The organism is Sphingopyxis sp. GC21 (genome assembly GCF_025727575.1).
Lineage (GTDB): Bacteria > Pseudomonadota > Alphaproteobacteria > Sphingomonadales > Sphingomonadaceae > Sphingopyxis > Sphingopyxis terrae_A.
This window is the reverse complement of the sequence record NZ_CP095845.1, coordinates 55,514-76,694: the sequence shown is the minus strand read 5'-3', so window position 1 is coordinate 76,694 and position 21,181 is coordinate 55,514. Positions and strand designations below refer to the sequence as shown.

Genomic DNA, 21,181 nt, shown 5'->3' with positions numbered 1-21,181 from the left:
CGGCGCTCAGGCTCTGGCCAGCATCGCGCGTTCGGCCATCCGCGTCGCGGTTTCGCGTTCCGCCATCACCACATGGTCGGCGCCGCGGCGGACGAGATCGCCCACCTCCTCGTCCGAATGGGCTCGCGCTACGATGACCAGCTGTGGGTTGATCGCCCGCGCGCGCCGCACGATCGCGCCCGCCTCGACGCCTTCAGGGATGGCGATCAGCAGCGTCGCGGCGGTGTCGATCTTCGCTTGGCGCAGAACGCTTTCCTTGGTCGCGTCGCCGACGATCACCGTCGCCCCCGCGGCGCCGGCGGCGGCGGCCATATCCTTCTGATCTTCTATCACCACCAGCGCCTCGCCGCGCGAACAGAGCAGGGAACAGATATGGCTGCCGACGCGGCCGAAGCCGATCAGCACGGTGCGTGACGGCTCAGCCGCGGGCAACGCGGCCGCTTCTTCGGCAATATCGGGAAGATGCTCGGCGCGCACACGGCGAACGACGAGCGTGAAGAAGATCGGGTTGAACAGGATCGACAGAATCGACCCCGCCAGGATCAGGTCGCGCGCCATGTCAGGCATGACCTTGAGCCCCACCCCCAGCCCGGCGAGGATGAAGGAGAATTCGCCGATCTGCGCCAGGCTGACCGAGATCGACAGCGCGGTCTGCGTCGAATGACCGAAGGCGCGCACGATGGCAAAGGCCGCGAGCGATTTGCCCACGATGATGATCGCAACGGTCGCGAGCACCGGTACCGGATGCTCGATCAGCACCCAAGGGTCGAACAACATGCCGACCGAGACGAAGAAGAGGACCGCAAAGGCGTCGCGCAGCGGCAGCGTTTCCTCGGCAGCGCGCCGCGAAAGCTGCGTCTCGCCCAGAATCATTCCGGCAAAAAAGGCGCCCAGCGCGAAGCTGACATCGAAGATCACCGCAGCACCGAAGGCGACCCCGAGCGCGGTCGCCAGTACCGCGAGCCGGAACAGCTCGCGCGAGCCAGAATGGGCGACCCAGTGCAGTACCCACGGCAGGATACGGCGCCCGAGGACGAGCATCATCGCGACAAAACCCGCAACCTTCAGAAAGACGATCCCTGCCGACTGAAGCAAGGCGGCGCTGTCCCCCGCGCCGCCCTCGTCGCCGCGCGCGCCGAACATCGCGGGAAGCAGGACGAGCGCCAGCACCATTGCCAGATCCTCGACGATCAGCCAGCCGACCGCGATCCGCCCCTTTTCGGTCTCGACCATGTTGCGCGCCTGGAGGGCGCGCAGCAGAACAACGGTACTCGCCACCGACAGCGCCAGACCGAAGATCAGGCTGCCGGCGAACGACCAGCCGAGCCACAGACCCAGCGCGGTCCCGAGCGCGGTCGCGGCAGCAATCTGCACGATCGCTCCGGGCACCGCGATCCGGCGCACCGACAAGAGATCCTTGAGCGAGAAATGAAGGCCCACCCCGAACATGAGCAGGATCACGCCAATCTCCGCAAGCTGGAGCGCCAGCCCAGTGTCAGCGACGAAACCCGGCGTGAACGGCCCGACAAGCACGCCCGCCAGCAGATAGCCCGCAATTGGCGAAATGCGCAGCCGATGCGCCAGCGCCCCCATCAGAAATGCGACCACAAGGCCCGCGACGACGGTTCCGATCAAGCTTGTGTCATGCGGCATAGGGCAGCGTAAAAGCCGCGAATGCGCATGGTCAAGCAACTCAAGCGATTTTGTTGCATTTTAGGGCTTAGTCGCGTGTAGGAATGGCCGCTTTGAGGTGGGTTTCAGCCGGTCTGCTTTTCCGATAGCGATGCAGAAAGCTGACATAGACAAGCGTAAAAACGGAAGGATAGGCAATTGGAGTCGCGGAAGGACAAGTTGCCTAAGGGTCGCTCATATCCTTTGAAGCCATCAGAGCTTGAAAGGGCAGTCTTGGAGAGCGGGCTACAGCTAAGGGTGGAATTTACAAGATGGGACAAGTTCGAGGCCGTCCTACAAGCCAATTACTATCCTGATGGCAGTTGGTCCGGTCGGTCAGGAGACTTTATCTGGATTTACTGCAAAGCGGTGGAATCAGGCTCTGCAAACGCCATCAATGCCCGCCTGCTAACCAAAGCACTTCCACGGCTTCTAAAATGGGCAAAGCACATTGAGGGCTTGGATACGCGTTCGCCAGTTCGCCGAGAGAAGCAGAGCTTCAGCTTTCCGCTTGAGGTAACTACCAACTGAGCGTCCGCAATCGGTCGCTAGCCGTCGAACCTATTATCGCGTTCGTTTCGAGCGAAGCCGAGACACCCATCGGCGCGACGCCTAGCCCGAGGAGCATCTCGACTTCGGCCAAACGCCGAAGGCTGTGCTGAGCGCCTGCGAGGGCCGTCGAAGAGCTCGATGCGAACGGATCAGGATAGACCAGAAATTCCCCTCCCGCTCGAAAGCATCCGCCCGACTTCCATTCTCCCAGCCTAAACCGTGCCCTCTTCCTTTTCGGCCTGCTGACGCGCCCACATGTCGGCGTAGAGGCCGCGCATCGCGAGCAGTTGGTCGTGAGTTCCCGTTTCGGCGACGCGGCCGCGATCGAGAACGATGATGCGGTCGGCGCTCGTGACGGTCGACAGGCGATGCGCGATCACCAGCGTCGTGCGCCGTTCGGCGATCCGTTCGAGCGTGTCCTGAATCGCCGCCTCGGTCCGGCTGTCGAGAGCACTCGTCGCTTCGTCGAGGATCAGGACCGGCGGATTCTTGAGCAGGGTGCGCGCGATCGCGACGCGCTGCTTCTCGCCGCCCGACAATTTGAGCCCGCGCTCGCCGACTTCGGTCTCATAGCCCTGCGGCAGCATCGCGATAAAGCCATCGATCGCCGCGCCCTTCGCGGCCTCGGCGATCTCTTCGACGTGCGCATCGGCGCGGCCATAGGCGATATTATATCCGATGCTGTCGTTGAACAGCACCGTATCCTGCGGGACGATCCCGATTGCGGCGCGCAGGCTCTGCTGCGTTACCGCGCGGATGTCCTGCCCGTCGATCAGGATGCGGCCGCCCTGCGGATCGTAGAAGCGAAAGAGCAGCCGCGCGATCGTCGATTTGCCCGCGCCCGAAGGGCCGACAATAGCCAGCGTCTCGCCTGCGCCCACCGCAAAGCTGACGCCGTTCAAAATGGTGCGGTCGGCCTCATAGCCGAAGACGACATTCTCGAACGCCACGGCACCGCCCGCGACGTGCAGCGCGGGGGCGCCCGGCGCGTCGGTGATCTCGCTCGGCGTGTCGATCAGGCGGAACATCGCCTCCATGTCGATCAGCCCCTGGCGGATCGTGCGATAGACCATGCCGAGCATGTCGAGCGGACGGAAAAGCTGCGCGAGCAGCGTGTTGACGAGCACCACGTCGCCGACCGCGAAGATGCCGCGCGACCAGCCCCACACCGTGTAGCCCATCGCCCCCGCCATGGCGGCATTGGTGATGAAGCTCTGCCCGATATTGAGCCAGGCGAGGCTGTTCTCGCTTTTGACCGCGGCGCTCGCATATTGGCCCGCAACCTCGCGGTAGCGCGCCGTCTCGCGCTCCTCGGCGCCGAAATATTTGACCGTCTCGTAATTGAGCAAGCTGTCGACGCTGCGCCCGACGGTCAGCGTGTCGAGGTCGTTCATTCGCATCCTGAGCGCGGTGCGCCAGTCGGTCACCTTGCGCGTGAAGGCGATGTAGACGACGACCATCAGCGCAGTCGCCGCGGCAAGGCCGAGGCTGAATTTGGTCCAGAAGATGACGATGACCGCGGTCAGTTCGATGATTGTCGGCGCGATATTGAACAGCAGGAAATAGAGCATGGTGTCGATGCTCTTGGTTCCGCGCTCGATCACCTTGGTCACCTCGCCCGTCCGCCGCGCGAGGTGGAAACGCAGCGACAGTGCATGCAGGTGAGTGAAGGTGGCGATCGCGAGTTCGCGCGTCGCATCCTGCCCGACGCGTTCGAAAACAACATTGCGCAGATTGTCGAACAGCACCCCGGCAAAGCGCGCGCCGGCATAGGCGACGACCAGCCCGATGGTCAGCGCGATGCCTTCCTGCATCCCCGGCGCCATACGGTTGATCGCTGCGCCATAGACGAAGCCCATCGACAGTTGCACCGCCTTTGACGCCAGCACCAGCAGCCCGGCCCCGATAATGCGCAACTTGTGCTCGCGATGCCCCGCCGGCCAAAGATAGGGCAGGAAGCGCCGCAGCGTCGCCAGGATCGGCGGCTCGCTGCGCGGGCTGGCGGAAGAAGCGGTGTCAGGCGGCATGAGCGCTCCATGTAGGGCGCCGGTCCCGCTTCGCCAAGCATGGGCGAAGACAATGCTCCCTTTTGCGTGAAAGGCGCGTGATTCCGGTCCGCCGCCGCCCGATCACGGGAATCGGGCGAGCGGGCATCCTGTCAGCCGCCGTTGGCGCGAATCCATTTTTCGACGACCGGTGCAATCTCTTCCCGCCACTTGCGGCCGTTGAAGATGCCGTAGTGGCCGACGCCTTTTGCCATCAGATATTTCTTCTTGGCGGTCGGCAGTTCGGTGGCGAGGGTCAGCGCCGCCTTGGTCTGGCCGATCCCCGAAATATCGTCACGCTCGCCTTCGATCGCGAGCAGCGCAATATCGTCGATCTTGCCAAGGTCGACGATCTTGCCGCGATGCTCGAATTCGCGCTTGGGCAACAGATGGCGCTGGAAAACCGCATCGACCGTCTGGAGATAGAATTCGGCGGTCATGTCGCAGACGGCGCGATATTCGTCATAGAATTCCTTGGTCTTGTCCGCACTCTCGCCATCACCGTCGACCAGATGCTTGAACATTTCCCAATGGCTCATCATGTGATTGCCAAGGTTCATCGACATGAAGCCGGCAAGCTGCAGGAAGCCAGGATAGACGCGGCGCCCGGCGCCCGGATACCAGGCCGGAACCGTTGCGATCACATTTTCTTGGAACCATGCATAAGGCCGCGTCGTCGCATGCTGGTTCACCGCGGTCGGCGCCTTGCGCGTGTCGATCGGCCCGCCCATCATCGTCAGCGTGCGCGGGCGGCACTTGTGCTTGTCGGCCGCCATGACAGCTGCGGCGGCGAGGCTCGGAACCGAAGGCTGGCACACGGCGAGCATATGCGCACCCGGCCCGATATGCTCGAGCCAGCCGATCAGATAGTCGATATAGTCATCGAGATCGAATTTGCCCGCTTCGAGCGGGACATTGCGGGCATCGCGCCAGTCGGTGATCCACACATCATGGTCGGGGATCATCCGCTCGACCGTGCCGCGAAGCAGCGTCGCATAATGGCCCGACATCGGCGCGACGATCAGCAGCTTGGGCTTGCCGACGCTTGCCGCGTGCCGGAAATGCTTGAGCTGGCCGAAGGGCTTGCGCGCCTCGATCGCTTCATCGACGCGCAGCGTCTCGCCATCGACGAGCGTCTCGTACAGTTCGAACCCCGGTTTGCCGCGCGGCGCCGAGGCGTGTGCAAAGACCTCGAGCGCCGAGGCGAACATCGGGCTCGCGCTGAAATAGCCGAGCGGATTGGCGGGATGCTGGATGACCTGCGCGCCCGCGGTCGCCAATGCGCTCGCGCCCGCGAGCCAGCTGCGCTGCATGTCAAAAGCGTGGTACAGCATAATCTGAATTCCTTGCGTCCGGTCGGGCGCTCTTCCGGCATCCCTGTTGGAGCACAGTCTAGGGCAACATCGCCATTGTGCAATGCATCAAAATCATTGCGCGGCGCCTGATGGATAATATTCCGGGACAGCGGCGGCCTCGGCCTGTTCGAGCACCTTCCGCCGCCGCGGCTTCATCGCTTCGCGCAGCGGCATGCCCTATCGCATCACGCAGGCGGGCCTGCGTGCGGTGCCGGCGCGCAACTCGACAATCACTGAGCCGCAGGGCACGCGGGCAATCCGGCCCCGCGCTCCCTTTACGCAGCCTGGCTTCATGGTCCTTGAAGCAGATCGCCATTCTGCATCGTTGAGCGGCATCGGCGCGGCTGCTAGGGCGATGATCAATGGCGACCAAATCCGATAAACCGAACCCACCCCGCAAGCTATCGAGCCTGCGCATGGTCTGGCATCATGCCAGCCGCTATCCGCTCCAGCTGCTGATCGCGGCGATCGCGCTCGGCATCGCGGCGATCGCAACGCTCGCGATCCCCTATCAATTCAAGGAGATGATCGATTCGGGCTTCGTCGCCGGCGGCGGCGATGTCAGCCCGCATTTCCGGTTCTTCTACGTGATCGTTCTCATCCTCGCGATTGCGACGGCGCTCCGCTTCTATTTCGTGAGCTGGCTCGGCGAACGCACCGTCGCCGATATCCGCGAGGCGGTGCAGCGTAACCTTCTGCGCCTGGCCCCCGGCTTCTTCGAAGAAAACCGCCCCTCAGAAATCGCCTCGCGCATGACGGCGGACACGGCGATCATCGAACAGACCGTCGGAACCACGGTTTCGGTCGCACTGCGCAATACCGTTATGGGGATCGGCGGGATTGCCTATCTCTTCTCGCTCTCGCCGAAACTTACGGGCGGGATTCTGCTCGGCATCCCGATCATCATCATGCCGATCGTGCTGCTCGGGCGCCGCCTGCAAAACGTCTCGCGCTCAAGTCAGGATCGCGTCGCCGACATCGGTGCAACCACGGCCGAACAGCTCGGCGCAATGAAGATCGTCCAGGCCTTCGGGCAGGAAACGCGCGAGGCCGAACGCTTCACCAGCGCCGTCGAAGCCAATTTCGCCACCGCCAAACGCCGCATCCGGCTCCGGGCTACGATGACCGCGATTGTTATCGGGCTGCTGTTCGGAGCCATCACCACTTTGCTCTGGTACGGGGCCGAAGGCGTGGCCGCGGGCACGATCACGGGCGGCACCATTGCCGCCTTCGTCCTGACCGGCGGCCTTGTCGCGGGTGCGTTCGGCGCGCTGACCGAAGTCTATGGCGATCTGCTTCGCGCGGCCGGTGCCGCCGAACGCCTCAATGAACTGCTGATCGCCGAGCCGAGCATTGCCCCGCCGCCGGCCCCTCGCGCTCTGCCGGAGACCGCGACCGGTACGCTCGAATTTGATCATGTCGAATTCCGCTACCCGACGCGCCCCGACGCGCCCGCGCTGCACGATTTCAGCCTATCCATTCGCGCGCGCGAAACGGTCGCGATCGTGGGCCCCTCGGGTGCCGGCAAATCGACGCTCTTCCAGCTCGCCGAGCGCTTCTACGATCCGCAAGGCGGCGAAATCCGCCTCGACGGCGTCGCGCTGCCCGAGCTCGACCCCGCCGACCTGCGCGCCCGGATCGCGATGGTGCCGCAGGAAACGGTGATATTCGCGGCGTCGGCGCGCGACAATCTGCGCTATGGCAACTGGCTGGCCACCGACGACGAGCTATGGGCCGCCGCGCGCGCGGCCAATGCGGAAGAATTTCTGCGCAAGCTTCCCGATGGCCTTGATACTTTCATGGGCGAAGGGGGCGCCCGCCTGTCGGGCGGCCAGCGTCAGCGTGTTGCAATCGCCCGCGCGCTGCTCCGCCGCGCGCCGCTACTGCTACTCGACGAGGCCACCTCGGCGCTTGACGCCGAGTCCGAAAAACTCGTTCAGGATGCGCTCGAGGCGCTGATGCACGACCGCACCACCGTCGTCATCGCGCACCGCCTCGCGACCGTCCGCGCCGCCGATCGCATCATCGTGATGGACGAAGGCCGTATCGTCGAGGAAGGTCGCCACGACGATCTCGTCGCCGCCGACGGGCTCTATGCACGGCTCGCGCGCCTGCAGTTCCAGGATAATCTTGCCGCCGATCAGGCAGCCGTGATGGAGAAATAGCGATGTCGCTCTATGATCTGACCGTTCCCGCCTACGTCAATGCGCTCGGCGCGCTCTCGGCGCAGCTTGCAAAGGCGCAAACATGGGGTGCCGACAATGCCGTGGGTGAGCTGCAATTCGCCGCCGGCCGGCTGGCCCCCGACATGTTTCCCTTGCCGACGCAGATCCGTTTCGCCTGCGGCCAGGCCGTCAGCGGGCTTGCCCGGCTCGGTGCATCGGGCGGCCCCGATTTCCCCGATGACGCCGCGGACTTTGCGGAAATGCAGGATCAGATCGCGCGCACGCTGACTTTTCTCGATACGATCGACCCCGCGTCGCTCGGCGAGGACGATGATCGACCGGTCAGCTTCGATCTGCCCAACGGCATGGTCTTCGACCTTACCGCCGCGACCTATGTTCGCGACTGGGCGCTGCCGCAATTCTACTTCCACGTCGTCGCGGCCTATGCCGTCATGCGTCATCTTGGGGTACCGCTCGGCAAGGCCGATTATGCCGGCTATATGATGCAACATCTACGCCCCGGCACAGCGCCGGCCGCCTGACCGGCGCGCCCGACATCGGATACCCGCGCAGGGGGCTGTAAGTCAGACCAGACCGCCGTACCGCTGAATGCCGGGAAACGCGATCTTGCTGCCCCCGTTGCGACGGATCGCGCCGATGGCCTGATCGACCCGCAGATAGCGCGCCTGCGCGTCGGGTTCGAACAGCAGCGTTGCCGGAACCGCCCGCTCGGACGCTGCCTTCACCAGTTGGCCCAGTTCGGCGAGGTCGACGGCGTTGCCGTTCCAGCGAATGATGTCGCTGGTGTCGATGCTGACGCGATTTTGGTCGCGAACTTCGAAAGGCGCCGGACCGGCGGGCAGCGTGACATCGACCTTGTGCGTCGGCGGCGGAATGGTGATGACGAACATCACCAGCATTACGAGCATGACGTCGATCAGCGGCGTGGTGTTGATGTCGGGGCTGCCGTTCGGATCGGCGCGAAAGATGCTGCGGCGTCGACGCATTCTGTCTCTCCCTGTCCATCGGGAGCGCCAACATTTCATCCTCGCGTGCCAGCGCGCCCGCCTTGTCCGAGGCAAACCCGTTCATCGAGGCGCCTCACAGATATGATATATCATTTATCCTGAGGAGCAAGGCTCAAATTCTGCGTCGTCGCCCCGGCAAGCCCCGCCATCAGCCGCAGGTGTCATCGAAGAGCCCAAATAAAGAAAGGGCGGCACCTTGCGGTACCGCCCTTCTTTTTCGTCCAATCCCCGTCGGGGATGGAAACCGGTCTTACATGCCCGAGTTCGGACCGTAAGTGATTTCCACGCGACGGTTCTGGTCGTTGCGGACGCCATCGGCGGTTGCAACGGCCGGGCGGGTTTCGCCGAACGCCTGCGTCGTGATCGAGCCATCGGCGACACCACGAGCCGTCATGTACGACTTCACGGCATCGGCGCGACGCTGCGACAGACCGACGTTGTACTTGGCCGAACCCGAACGGTCGGCGTGACCGGCGAGCATGACCTGCTGGCCACTGCAGCCACGGTTGTAAGCGCTGATCGCGTTGTCCAGAGTTGCAGCCGCTTCCGGCGTGATCGCCGACTGATCCCAGTCGAAGTACACGATATACGGTCCGGGTTCGCAAACCGGCGGCGGCGGCGGCGGCGGCGGCGGAGCCGGCGGCGGCGGCGGCGGCGGCGGCGGCGGAGCCGGCGGCGGCGGCGGCGGAGCTTCTGCGCCACCGAAGTTGTAGGTCAGCGTTCCGAGCAGCGAGTGCGAGCGGAAACGACCCGAAACATCGCGGCCAAGCTGATCGACCATCTTCAGATCGCTGACATTGAAGAAGCGATACTTCAGACCGGCATCCCAATGCTTGGTCAGCGGTGCACGAACACCGGCGATTGCCTGCCACGCGAAGCGCGTGTCGGAATCGTCGAGGAAGTTGGTTGCGAAGACCGGCTGAACCGAAACGCGTGCAACACCGGCACCACCGCCGACGAAGCCCTGCAGGCCATCGTCGTCACCGAAGTCGAACATACCATTGGCCATGAAGCTCAACGCGTTCGAATCGCCGTTCAGCGGCGTATTGCCGGTGAAGAGCCCGCCCGTCGAGCTCGCCGGAATCCCGGGAGTCGAAAAACGACCACCGGTGATGTCGGCTTCACGATAGCCGACTTCGACTTCAGCGCGGAAACCGCCGAAGTCATAACCGACAGTGCCTTCGAAATCATAACCGGTACGATGATCGAGCGTTCCCGCATTAGCGACGGTGCCGATATCGAGGTCGATGTCCTCGACGATCATGACACCACCACCGACACCAACATACCACGAGTTGTCGCGCGCCATAGCAGGCGACGCAAGGGCAGTGGAGGCCAACGCCACAGCGACGGCAAGCTTCCTCATAATGGATTCCCCTTTCAATTGAGATTACGTCTCGACAGACGTCCTACTCGTGCCTTTGGTTCCACGCAAGTAAACAAATCGACAATCTGTTGCCAAAAAGTCGCACTTTCTGCGCGAACAGAAGCAAAATCAGTCAGCGATCATAATACCATGCGCCACCATAAGCGCAAGCAGCGCGTCTATTGCCGCACGCGCTTCCAGGTCGATCGTCGTGCCCCCATCGGGATTCGCAATAGCGATGGGTAGAGTCCATTTGGAGCCGCCGAAACGTAACGCGGCACCGTCGCTGATCCGTCTGACACGCATCCCGGACAAGGGCGCGACAATTCGCCATCCGCCCGCGGTCCAGAGCGCCAGCCGACCCGCCTCGCTGGCCCATGCACCGGTCGCGGCTCCATCCACGATCCAGCAATTGCCCGCGGCAGGGGCTTCGGGCGGGGTTGCCAGCGGCCCATCAACGGCGGCGGGGAAAGGCGGAAATCGCCGACCTGTTGAACGGAAAGCGCGCTTCCCGCCGGTATTGCTGCCAGCAGCGCGGCATCCAGGACCAGCTGGGATCCAGTGCAATCCCACGGGCCGAGCCCCGGCATCAAGGGCACCAGCATCGTCTGCCACAGCTCGCGGCCCTCGCCGGGCGGATCGACCTGGCCGCGCCAGCCGTTACTGGCGCGGCTACGCCGCACCCTATGCGCCTCGATCGCGCCATCGGCAGCCGCGCACACATCTCCATGCAGCGGCGACAGCGGCCGCAGCGCTCGCGCCGCCGATGGCACCGGCACATCGACCAGTTCGATGCCACCTTGCGCCGTTGCCGATCTGCAGCAGAAAGGCGCTCCCATTTTTAATAGCCATCGTCTACATCTCTTCGCACATAATCATCCGCAAACTGGGGAGTCGCAGGATGCTTGTTTTTTCCATTCTTCTCGCTGCCATGGCGCCGTCGCCCGCCGCCGCCGTCGACAATTCGCGTGCGGTCTTCACCAAATGCCTGCGCGATCACATGAAGAAGTCGCTCGAGGCAAAGATGGGCGAAGCCGAATATGAACTCGCGCTCAAGGAAACCTGCGGCACCGAACGCGATGCGTTCCGCAGCGCAATAGTCGCGCTCGATCGCGCCGATGGCGACACTGCCGCCGAAGCGGCCGAAGACGCCGATTCGCAGGTCGAGGATTACCACGCGACCTTCATCGACAAGTTCAAGGATTATACCGAAACCAAGACAATGCCCGCCGACTAGACGCGGGACGAGGCGGGCGGACCAATTCGGACCGTCCGGCCATCACCCGCCATGCGGTGGCGAACGACCCGACGGGTCTCGGCCGGTTGCGGAATTTCTGCCACCCTCCCGCAGGGGGGAGCGGTTGGCGGTGGGCTTGCGACTTTGAATATACCCACTGCGCTGCGGCTAGCGAGCAAGCTCGCAACGCTCACTGCCGCTCCCCTTTGCGGGAGGGGAGGACAGCGGACGCTTCAAGGCTCCGCTTCCCATCCCATCCCCGCCGCACTTGATTATTCCCTACCCTAACCATCCCCAAACAGGCAGCGGCATCGCAGCGCCATCTCGTGCCGCCAGCCGCCGTCGCGCCCGAAGCGCGTTCGCGTCCGTTCGACCCGCGCCCCCGCCATCGCCCGGCCGTCGGCACCGCCGCGCAGCGCCCCCGCGATCGCCCCGCCGCGCCGGCAATCGTATAAGGGAAACATCTAGCGACAGGCTCGGCGCCCGCGAACCGGCGTTGGCCGGGCACCGCGCCGCTCGGCGTCAGCGAGCCGGTCCCGCCCTCGTTGCACAGCGCGCGCACCATATCGGCGAAAAAGGGGGTCGGCATGGCAGGACCATCCTGTCGAATATTGACCTAATTTTGGAGTGGAATGCCGGCCGGTAGGCGCCCGGCCCGTCCCGAAAGGGAAGGGAGCCGGGACCGGGCGCCCTCGCGCACCAGCCGCTTTAGCTGGCGGCGAACTTAAACAGCTTGATGGCGTTCGAATCGATGATCGCACCGCCCACCCTTTTGGTTGCATAGAAATGCACGAAAGGCTTGTTGCTTAACGGATCGCGCAAGATTCCCGTCACCCGCGCCGACGCCGCGACATTCGACGATTCTGCCAGCGATGCCAGAAAAATGTCCATCTGACTGCGAGCCGGACGTGGCCTGCCACCCGTCTCCCAAAACAAAGGGCCGGAACGCCCCTCCCGCATCGAAGGGTGCCAGCCCCAAACGCAGTTCTTCATGATGTGGCCTCGTGCCATAAGAGCGTGGTAATATCAATAGAAAATAACCTATATGGCTATTAGCTTGTCCGACCAGAAGATGGCGCCAAGGTCGCGCGCTGATTTCCCCTCCTGCAGGCGGGAGGGGAGGAGAAAATCACAACCCACCATCCCTTTCCCACCCGCTCGATTGACGCGCCGCGCCAGATGGTTACACCCTCAACCATCCACCGGAAAAAGGGGCACCCATATTATGCGCAAACTCGCCTTGCTCGGCGCGAGCCTTCTCACCCTCGCAGCGCAGCCGCTTCACGCGCAGCAAGGCGCCGTTTCCGAGCACGCGAGCGCTCCCGCCGCAACCGCCTCCGCGCCGGATGACGCAACCGGCAGCGCACAGACCGGGCCGCAGCGCCGGTTCACCGGTGAGGATCTTTTCGGCCTCGCCGCCGCATCGGACCCGCAGATCAGCCCGGACGGGCGCCACATCGCCTATGTCCGCCGCGCGAACGACATCATGTCCGACCGCGCGGTCAGCACGATCTGGCTGGTCGACACCCAGACCGGCGCCGAAGTCCCCGCTGCGGGACGCGGCGGTGATGCCTTTTCGCCGCGCTGGTCGCCCGACGGCAAGCGGCTTGCCTATGCATCGACCGAGGGCGGCAGCGTCCAGCTCTGGGTGCGCTGGATGGACGGAGGCGAGGCGGTAAAGCTCACCGGCCTGCCGACCAGCCCGTCGAGCATCACCTGGTCGCCCGATGGCCGGTCGATCGCCTATACGATGCTCGTCAAGGACGATGCGCCGCGGTTCGGCAAGGCCCCCGCGAACAAGCCCGAAGGCGCCAAATGGGCCGCGCCGCTGGAGGTCCACGACCTGCTCACCTACCGCGCCGACGGCCAGGGCTATATCGAACCGGGGTTCGAAAAGATCTTCCTTGTCTCGGCGACCGGCGGCGCGCCGCGCCAGCTGACCTTCGGCCCCTATCATGACGGCGGTCCGCTCAGCTGGTCGCGCGACGGCGCGATGCTCTATTTCAGCGCCGACCGCCGCCCCGACTGGGAAAGCGATCCGCTCGAAAGCAACATCTATGCGCTCGACGTCGCAAGCGGCTCGATCACTCAGCTCACGACGCGCAAGGGCCCCGATGCCAATCCGCTGGTATCGCCCGACGGTCGGATGATCGCCTATCTCGGTTTCGACGACCGGCTGCGCGCCTATGAAAACACCGGCCTCTACGTGATGAACCGCGACGGATCGAACAGCCGCCGCATCGCCCCCGACTGGGATTTCAGCGTCGACGGCCTCGCGTGGGACGCCGACGGGCGGGGCCTCTATGCCCAATATGACGAGCATGGCGAAACCAAAGTGGCACGCATCGGCCTCGACGGATCGGTCCGCACCGTCGCCAGCGGATTGACGAGCAGCGGACTCGACCGGCCCTATTCGGGAGGCAGCTTTTCGGTCGCCGACAATGACGCGATCGCCTTCACCGGCGGCGGCCCGGCGCGGCCGGCCGAAGTCGAACTGGCGGCCGGCGGCAAAACGCGCGTCCTCACCGACCTCAACCGCACGCTGCGCGAGGTGAAGGCGCTGGGCGAGGTGCGCAAGATCACCGCCACGTCGAGCGTCGAGGGGCTGTCGATCGACGGCTGGCTCACCCTGCCGCCGGGCTATCGCGAGGGGCAGCGCGTACCGCTGATCCTCGAAATCCATGGCGGGCCGTTCGCCGCTTATGGGCCGCATTTTTCGACCGATAACCAGCTTTATGCCGCGGCGGGCTATGCCGTCCTCTCGGCAAACCCGCGCGGCTCGACCAGCTATGGCGCGGCCTTCGCCAATGCGATCGACAAAAATTATCCCGGCAATGATTATTTCGACCTGATGAGCATCGTCGATCGCGCGATCGACCTCGGCATCGCCGACCCCGACGCGCTCTTCGTCACCGGCGGGTCTGGGGGCGGCGTGCTGACGAGCTGGATCGTCGGCAAGACCGACCGCTTCAAGGCCGCGGTAGCCCAAAAGCCTGTGATCAACTGGACGACGCAGGCGCTCACTGCCGACGGTCCCGCCTTCTTCGGCCGTTACTGGATCGGCGCGATGCCGTGGGAGGATCAGACGCCGTTCTGGAGCCATTCGCCGCTGTCGCTGGTCGGCAACGTCAAGACCCCGACCATGGTCGTCGTCGGCAGCGAGGATTATCGCACCCCGGTCAGCGAGTCGGAGCAATATTATACCGCGCTGCGTCTGCGCGGCATCCCGACGGTGCTGGTCAAGGTGCCGGGCGCCAGCCACGGCGGCATCGCAGCCCGCCCGTCGCAGGCTGCCGCAAAGGCATCGGCGATCCTCGCCTGGTTCGAAAAATACAAGAAGGGGTGGACGCCGGCCGCCAAGGATTGAGCGCGGGCTGGCGCCCGCGCGAGACTTGCTTGGTCGGACAGGTGGGCGCCTCTCGCCCCCGCCGCTCTACGGCGGTTCCAATTGCCGCGCATCCTGCTAGGGTCGGCGCTTCCCCAACCAACGGAGCCCGCTCCCCTGATGTTTCTGCGCCCTCTCGCCGCCCTGCTCGCTGCCGCCTTTGCCGTCCCCGCGCTTGCGCAGGATATCAGCACCGCCAATCTGACCGAGACTGTCCGCACCCTCGCGTCGGACCAGTTTCAGGGCCGCGCCCCCGGAACGGTCGGCGAAGAGCGTACCGTCGGCTATCTGATCGGCCGGCTTCAGGCGCTCGGACTCGAACCCGCCGGCCCGAACGGCGAATGGACGCAGCCGGTGCCGCTGCTCCATACGCGCCTCGGCACCCCGACCGCGCTCGCCTTCAACCGGCAGGGCAGCGCCACCCCGCTCACCCTCGGCACCGACATCTATGTGTCGAGCCAGCAGGACAAGGATGTGGCGGCGATCGCCGATGCGCCGATGGTTTTCGTCGGCTATGGCGTCCACGCGCCCGAACGCGGCTGGGACGACTTCAAGGGCGTCGACCTCAAGGGCAAGGTCGCGGTCTTTCTGGTCAACGACCCCGATTTCGTCGCGACGAAGGGCGAAGACAGCTTCGGCAAATTCGGCGGCCGCACGATGACCTACTATGGCCGCTGGACCTACAAGTTCGAAGAAGCGGCCCGCCGCGGCGCCATCGCGGCGCTGATCGTCCACGACACCGACGGCGCAGGCTATGGCTGGAACGTCGTGAAAAGCCCCGGCGGCGAAAACTACAGCCTCGTCGTACCACCCGAAAAGGCGACCAGCCTTGCGCTTCAGGGCTGGATTTCGGGCGAGGCCTCGACCCGGCTGTTTGCATCAGCCGGTCAGGATCTCGCAAAGCTGCGCATTGCGGCCCGGCGCAAGGATTTTCGTCCCGTCGACCTCGGCACCGGCTTTCGGGCGTCGATTCCGGTCACGCATGAGGTCGTGCGCAGTCAGAATGTTCTCGCCAAAATCTCGGGCACCGACCGTGCTGACGAGGTCGTGATGTATGGCGCGCATTGGGATGCCTATGGCGAGGGCAAGCCCGACGAAAAGGGCCGCATCTACCGCGCCGGTGCGAACGACGACGCGCTCGGCGTTGCGGCGCTGATCGAAATCGCACGCGGTTTCAAGGCCGCACCGCCCACCGATCGCACGCTGCTTTTCGCCTTCTGGACCGCCGAAGAGCGCGGCCTTCTCGGGTCTGAGGCCTATGCACAGGCGCCCGTCTATCCGGTTGAAAAGACGGTCGCGAACCTTGGCATCGACATTCTTCAGACGGCAGGCAAGTCAAAGGACGTCATTCTCGTCGGCAAGGGCCAGGGCACGCTCGAGGATGATCTCGCCCGCGTCGCCGCGATGCAGGGCCGCACCGTATCGCCCGAAAGCCTTCCCGAACGCGGCCTCTTCTTCCGCGCCGATCATTTCAGCATGGCCAAGCGCGGCGTCCCCGTGTTGCTGCTCATGGGCATCGCCGGCGTGTCCGACCTTGTCGAAGGCGGCAAGGAAGCAGGGCAGAAATGGGTCGATGACTATACCGGCCGCTGTTACCATCAAGCTTGCGACGCATGGGATGAAAGCTGGAACTTGGCAGGCGCCGCGCAGGATATCGCGCTCTTCTACACGATCGGCGACGAGCTCGCGCGCTCGGGCAAATGGCCCGGCTGGAAGAGCGGCAGCGAGTTCAAGGCGCTGCGCGACCAGACCGCCGCTACCCGCAAATAGCATCTTGGCTGCGAGGCGGCCGGGCGGTCGGTAGAGAGAGAAGACGCCCCGTCGCCGCGCCTTGCCCGGCGCTTCGCCTGCGTATAACTCCGGCCCATGACCACCGACAAGATCTACATCAGCGCCAACGACCTTCTTGCCGATTCGTTGCGGCTCGGGATGCAGGTGATCGACAGCGGTTTTGCGCCGACACATCTCGTCGGCATCTGGCGCGGCGGGGCGCCCGTCGGCATCGCGGTCCAGGAATTGCTGGAATATCACGGCGTTCACAGCGACCATATCGCGATCCGCACCTCATCCTATCACGGCATCGACCGCCAGGACACGCAGGTGAAGGTCTTCGCGCTCGGCTATCTGATCGATACACTCGATCCCGAGGACCGGCTGCTCATCATCGACGATGTTTTCGATAGCGGTCGCAGCATTCGAGCCTTTCTCGCCGAACTCAGGGCGCGATGCCGCCACAATATGCCGCGCGATATCCGGATCGCGACCGTCTATTACAAACCGCGCCGCAACGTCACCGATCTCAAACCCGATTTCTTCGTCCATGAAACCGACCAATGGCTGATCTTCCCGCACGAAATCGACGGGCTGACGATCGACGAAATACGCCGCCACAAACCCGAGGCGGCGATCATCCTGCGCGAAGAAACGGAGACGCCGCATGGCTGACGATTTTGCCACCCCCGCAGACCGGGCGGCCTTCATCGCCGCGCTCCCGAAGGCGGAGTTGCACCTGCATATCGAAGGATCGCTCGAACCCGAACTGATGTTCGAACTCGCGCGGCGCAACGGCATCGCCATCCCGTTTGCGACGATCGATGATGTCCGCGCGGCCTATGCCTTTTCGAACCTGCAGGATTTTCTCGACATCTATTATCAGGGGATGGGCGTCCTGCAGACCGAACAGGATTTCTATGACCTGACGGCCGCCTATCTCGCGCGCGCGCATGCCGATGGCGTTCGCCACAGCGAGATCTTCTTCGATCCCCAGGGCCACACTGCGCGCGGCATCCCCTTCGCGACCGTCATCGGCGGTATCACCCGCGCGCTCGACGATGCGCAGGCCCGTTATGACATGAGCTCGCGGCTCATCATGTGCTTTCTGCGCCATCTCAGCGAGGAGGAGGCCGAGGCGACGCTCGACGAAGCGCGCCCATGGCTCGACCGGATCGACGGAGTCGGTCTCGATTCGTCCGAAGTCGGCCACCCGCCCGCCAAGTTCCAGCGCGTCTTCGCCCGCGCCCGCAACCTCGGCCTGCGCCTCGTCGCCCATGCGGGCGAGGAGGGGCCGCCTGAATATGTGCACGAAGCGCTCGATCTGCTGGGCGTCGATCGCATCGACCACGGCAATCGCAGCCTCGAGGACGAAGCCCTTGTCGCGCGGCTCGCCGATGACGCGATGTGCCTGACCGTGTGCCCGCTTTCCAATCTCAAGCTTTGCGTCGTCGACGACATGACCGCGCATCCCCTCAAGACGATGCTGGATGCCGGGCTTCTTGCTACCGTGAACAGCGACGACCCAAGCTATTTCGGCGGCTATGTGAACGCCAACTACACCGTCGTCGCCGATGCGCTCGATCTGTCGCGGGACGAGCTTGTCACGCTCGCCCGCAACAGTTTTCTCGGCGCCTTCCTCGATGACGACGCCAAGGCGCGTCATCTCGCCGCGATCGACGCCTACGCGGCCTAGAATTTCCCGCGAACCGAGAAAGCGAAGATCGGCCCGATCAACCGGTCGCGCTTTTCGACGAAGGCAATCGGGCTTTCGCCGCGCAATCCCGTCCATACCGTGCGGTCGCGCTTCGACCTTGCATTGAGGATGTTCGCCACCGTCGCACGGACCGTCAGACCGAACACATCCTTGTTCTCGACAAAGATGTTGGCGAACACAGGCCCTTCCCACGCGGTGTCGATCTGGTTGCGGCGATAGACCGGCTGGTAATGCGAATGGTTGGCGCTTGCGCCCCAGGCCCAGTCGCTACCGGGAATATCGTGGCGCAGACTCAGCTCGACGACCCGGTCGGTGAAGCCGTTCCACTGGCGCGTCTCGCCGGTGAAGGGGTCGCGCAGCGAGCTTTTCTGAAGTAGCAGCCGGGTTTCGATCTTCATGCCCTTGATGCCGGCCGGATCGAGATTGATCGTCGAGGTCCAGTCGATCGCGCCGGCGCGCGCCTTGGCAGTATTGCCGACGCCTTCGCCATCGCCGATCGGGATCACGTCGACCCGGTCTTCGACATCGCGGTACACGAAGAACAGCTTTGTCGATCCCCACGCCCCGAACCGCTTGTTGACTTCCAGTTCATAGCTCCAGTCCTGCTGCGGCCGCAGATCGGTGTTGCTGCCATTCTGGTTGTCGTCGTTCAGGAAGGCGCGCGCGAGGAAATCGTAGAAGCTCAACTGCAGCACGCGGCGTCGGATCTTGAGCGACATGTCGAAATCGGGCGCCGGTGCCCAGGCGATCGACAGCGATCCCTTCGGTCGGAAGAAGCTGCGCGTCAGGCCGTTCGCGCCGCTTTGCGTGATCGTTGATCGTTCGGCGCCCGCAACGATCTGCACGTTCAGCTTGTCGGTGATCTTGCGGCCGAAGCTCAACAGGCTTTCGTAGCGATCCTCCTTCACGCCCCCGGTACCGCCCGGGAACGGAAGCTCGACGAAAGCCCCTGTCGGATCGAGCGTATAAAGCGCCGCAACATTGTCGAGCGTGTTGAACGCCGCCTCCCCCGACAACTCCCAATCGCCCCCCAGCATCTTCCACTGATATTCGCCGCGCGCGATCGTCTCGCCGATATCGCCCGTCTGGGTGAAACGATCGCCGACTGCGGGCGATCCGTCCGAAAAGCTGGTGATTACTTCCTGCGAATAGGGTTCGTGGCTGAAGCGGCGCAGCCCGATCAGCTTCAGCTTTCCGGGGCCGACCCCGAACTGGTAATCGCCGTTGACTTCGTAATTCCAGCTGTTCGGATTTTCGCGAACGGTGCGATATTCGTCGGGGGCGCCATCGCGCGTCCGACGTCCGAATTCGACATAGGGATTATAGATGCGCTGATAATGGGCGCCCAGATGGCCTACCGTATCGGCGGGGCCGTCCCAGGTCAGCCGCCCTGAAAGCTTGGGCGTGTCATAGGGACTGCGCCAGACATCGTGGCGGCGCTCGATGATGTTGCCGTCGCCGTCGGTGATGATCGTCGGCCCACCCGCGGAACTGCGCGCCGAATCATTGTTATAGAGACCCAGTTCATATTCGATCGCTCCCTTGCGGCCGCGGACCGAAATGTCGCCGCGCGTGTAGAGCGGATGCGCATAATGAGCGCGAAACTCGGGCTTCCACGCAAATTGACCCGAAAAATTGTCGGCGCGATAAACGATATTGGCCACCTGACCCGATAGACCCGGGATATCGAGCGAGGCGCCGTCGACGATTTCGATGCGTTCGACATTCCCGGCGGGAATGCGCGACAGCAATGTCACCATATCGTCCGACTTCGTCGAGGGACGCTCGCCGTTGAACAGGACATTGCCTGTCGCCTGCCCGAGCCCGCGGAGCTGTTCATTGTCGCGGATCGAAAAGCCCGGAACCTGATTGAGCATGTCATAGGCGTTCTTGGGCGCGTAGCGGACGAAGTCGGCGGGGGTGAAGACCTGCCGCGCGCTGCCGCCACTCGCCGGAGCGGCGGCCGGAGCCGGGACCGGCGGCGGGGCTGCGCTGTCGACCGCCGCATCCTGCGCGCACGCAGTCGTCGCCGACATCGATGCGGCAAGGGCGGCCGCCAGCGCCATTGCGCTCGTCATCCGCATCACTGCGTGCCTCCGGCTGCCGCATTCATCGAGCGCGCATAGTCGGGGGTAATTCCCAACGCCTTCATGCTGATCACCTGGTCGGAGGTCAGCTTTGCATATCCGGCCGCTGCCAGCCCGCGCACATAGTCGCGGTCGACGCCCAGCGCCTTGCACGCGATCGCATCGTTGATCGAGGTGAGCCGAAGCGCGCCCGATTGGAGGTCGCGGACATAGGCGGGCGTCACCTTCAACGCTGCCGCCGCGACAAGTTCGCCGGTGTGCGGACGAAGCCCCGCGTCGATCAGGCCGTCGGCCAGTTCCACCGTCGCATCGACCATCAACATGGCGAGTTGTTCCTTGCGCGTCGGCGTGCCGACACCGCGGCTCTCCAGCGCGGTCGCGAAGCCGGCATCGGGCGCAAAGCGGCATTGTCCCTCGCCCTCATAGGCTGCGTGCAGACTGCCCGTGCAATCGAGGCGGCCCGCCGCGTGCACCACGCTGAAGCTGACCGGGCCGCGCCCGCCGCCCAGCGTGTCCCGCGCCGCGGAAAATTCCGCGCGGGCACCGTCGAGAGCGACACTGCTGGTTGATTGCTTGGCGCGAAGCTGCAGGCGCGGATCGCCGTCGCCGTCGTCGGGCTGCGAGACATCCCAGCGGATCGCGCTGCTCTCCTGGGCCGAGGCCGCGGTCGGCTGCGCAGGGGCGGCGCAGGCGATCAAGGTCAACAGCACGCTGCCGGCGGCGACGAACAATGTCTTCGATTGCGGTTTCATTGGGGGCACTCCTCCTCCGTGCGCCGGGCGAGCATCATCGCTCGCCGCCGC

At 64.3% G+C, this 21,181-nt stretch carries 16 protein-coding genes and 1 pseudogene; 7 read left to right on the top strand and 10 right to left on the bottom strand.

Features of this window, described 5'->3' with window-relative positions:
• Positions 1-6: 6 nt before the first annotated feature.
• From ybaL to MU856_RS00325, 3 genes are all read right to left on the bottom strand, one after another.
• A complete protein-coding gene (ybaL, locus tag MU856_RS00335) occupies positions 7-1,653 on the bottom strand; it encodes a YbaL family putative K(+) efflux transporter (protein ID WP_234179173.1) in 1,647 nt (548 codons plus the stop codon).
• A 782-nt stretch (positions 1,654-2,435) separates the two neighbouring features.
• Positions 2,436-4,250 (bottom strand): ABCB family ABC transporter ATP-binding protein/permease, encoded by a 1,815-nt coding sequence (locus MU856_RS00330; protein WP_234179174.1) that lies wholly within the window; start codon positions 4,248-4,250, stop codon positions 2,436-2,438.
• A 131-nt stretch (positions 4,251-4,381) separates the two neighbouring features.
• Positions 4,382-5,602, bottom strand: a complete 1,221-nt coding sequence (locus MU856_RS00325) for a polyhydroxyalkanoate depolymerase (protein ID WP_263588170.1) — start codon at positions 5,600-5,602, stop codon at positions 4,382-4,384.
• Positions 5,603-5,985: 383 nt separating this feature from the next.
• On the opposite strand from MU856_RS00325, the gene MU856_RS00320 reads away from it, so the two are divergent.
• Positions 5,986-7,788: an ABC transporter transmembrane domain-containing protein gene (locus MU856_RS00320; RefSeq protein WP_062901105.1), complete on the top strand. Its 1,803-nt coding sequence runs from the start codon at positions 5,986-5,988 to the stop codon at positions 7,786-7,788.
• Positions 7,789-7,790: 2 nt separating this feature from the next.
• Complete coding sequence (locus tag MU856_RS00315) at positions 7,791-8,330, top strand: DUF1993 family protein (protein WP_186401235.1); 540 nt, start codon at positions 7,791-7,793, stop codon at positions 8,328-8,330.
• Positions 8,331-8,372: 42 nt separating this feature from the next.
• Here the strand turns inward: MU856_RS00315 and MU856_RS00310 are convergent, their stop codons facing one another.
• The 3 genes from MU856_RS00310 to MU856_RS00300 all read right to left on the bottom strand — a co-directional run bounded on the left by MU856_RS00310 (position 8,373) and on the right by MU856_RS00300 (position 10,755).
• Positions 8,373-8,795, bottom strand: coding sequence for an ExbD/TolR family protein (locus MU856_RS00310; protein WP_263588169.1), 423 nt, complete (start codon positions 8,793-8,795; stop codon positions 8,373-8,375).
• Positions 8,796-9,066: 271 nt separating this feature from the next.
• Positions 9,067-10,182 (bottom strand): OmpA family protein, encoded by a 1,116-nt coding sequence (locus tag MU856_RS00305; protein WP_062901108.1) that lies wholly within the window; start codon positions 10,180-10,182, stop codon positions 9,067-9,069.
• Between the two features lie 129 nt (positions 10,183-10,311).
• Entirely contained in the window at positions 10,312-10,755 is a 444-nt protein-coding gene (locus MU856_RS00300; protein ID WP_082819835.1) for a DUF2793 domain-containing protein, read from the bottom strand.
• A gap of 328 nt (positions 10,756-11,083) precedes the next feature.
• Between MU856_RS00300 and MU856_RS00295 the strand changes: the two genes are divergently transcribed.
• On the top strand, positions 11,084-11,419 hold the full coding sequence (locus tag MU856_RS00295) for a hypothetical protein (protein ID WP_062901109.1): 336 nt from the start codon (positions 11,084-11,086) through the stop codon (positions 11,417-11,419).
• A 284-nt stretch (positions 11,420-11,703) separates the two neighbouring features.
• Here MU856_RS00295 and MU856_RS00290 read toward each other — a convergent pair whose 3' ends face one another.
• Both MU856_RS00290 and MU856_RS00285 read right to left on the bottom strand, forming a co-directional pair.
• On the bottom strand, positions 11,704-11,883 hold the full coding sequence (locus MU856_RS00290) for a hypothetical protein (protein WP_263588168.1): 180 nt from the start codon (positions 11,881-11,883) through the stop codon (positions 11,704-11,706).
• A gap of 244 nt (positions 11,884-12,127) precedes the next feature.
• Positions 12,128-12,250, bottom strand: a pseudogene (locus tag MU856_RS00285) (phage major capsid protein); the annotation flags it as partial.
• Between the two features lie 394 nt (positions 12,251-12,644).
• Between MU856_RS00285 and MU856_RS00280 the strand changes: the two are divergent.
• From MU856_RS00280 to MU856_RS00265, 4 genes are all read left to right on the top strand, one after another.
• Positions 12,645-14,786: an alpha/beta hydrolase family protein gene (locus MU856_RS00280; RefSeq protein ID WP_186401238.1), complete on the top strand. Its 2,142-nt coding sequence runs from the start codon at positions 12,645-12,647 to the stop codon at positions 14,784-14,786.
• Positions 14,787-14,924: 138 nt separating this feature from the next.
• Positions 14,925-16,574, top strand: a complete 1,650-nt coding sequence (locus tag MU856_RS00275; RefSeq protein WP_263588167.1) for a M28 family metallopeptidase — start codon at positions 14,925-14,927, stop codon at positions 16,572-16,574.
• Between the two features lie 96 nt (positions 16,575-16,670).
• Positions 16,671-17,249: a phosphoribosyltransferase gene (locus tag MU856_RS00270; RefSeq protein WP_186401240.1), complete on the top strand. Its 579-nt coding sequence runs from the start codon at positions 16,671-16,673 to the stop codon at positions 17,247-17,249.
• Positions 17,242-18,270, top strand: a complete 1,029-nt coding sequence (locus tag MU856_RS00265) for an adenosine deaminase (RefSeq protein ID WP_186401241.1) — start codon at positions 17,242-17,244, stop codon at positions 18,268-18,270. The genes MU856_RS00270 and MU856_RS00265 overlap by 8 nt, the downstream gene beginning before the upstream one ends.
• On the opposite strand, the gene MU856_RS00260 is transcribed toward MU856_RS00265, so the two are convergent.
• Positions 18,267-20,375 (bottom strand): TonB-dependent receptor plug domain-containing protein, encoded by a 2,109-nt coding sequence (locus MU856_RS00260; RefSeq protein WP_263589004.1) that lies wholly within the window; start codon positions 20,373-20,375, stop codon positions 18,267-18,269. The two genes, MU856_RS00265 and MU856_RS00260, sit on opposite strands and share 4 nt — an antisense overlap.
• The gene (locus tag MU856_RS00255; RefSeq protein ID WP_186401242.1) at positions 20,375-21,130 is read right to left on the bottom strand and encodes a hypothetical protein; all 756 of its coding nucleotides are present in this window, start codon (positions 21,128-21,130) and stop codon (positions 20,375-20,377) included. The genes MU856_RS00260 and MU856_RS00255 overlap by 1 nt, the downstream gene beginning before the upstream one ends.
• Between the last annotated feature and the right edge of the window lie 51 nt (positions 21,131-21,181).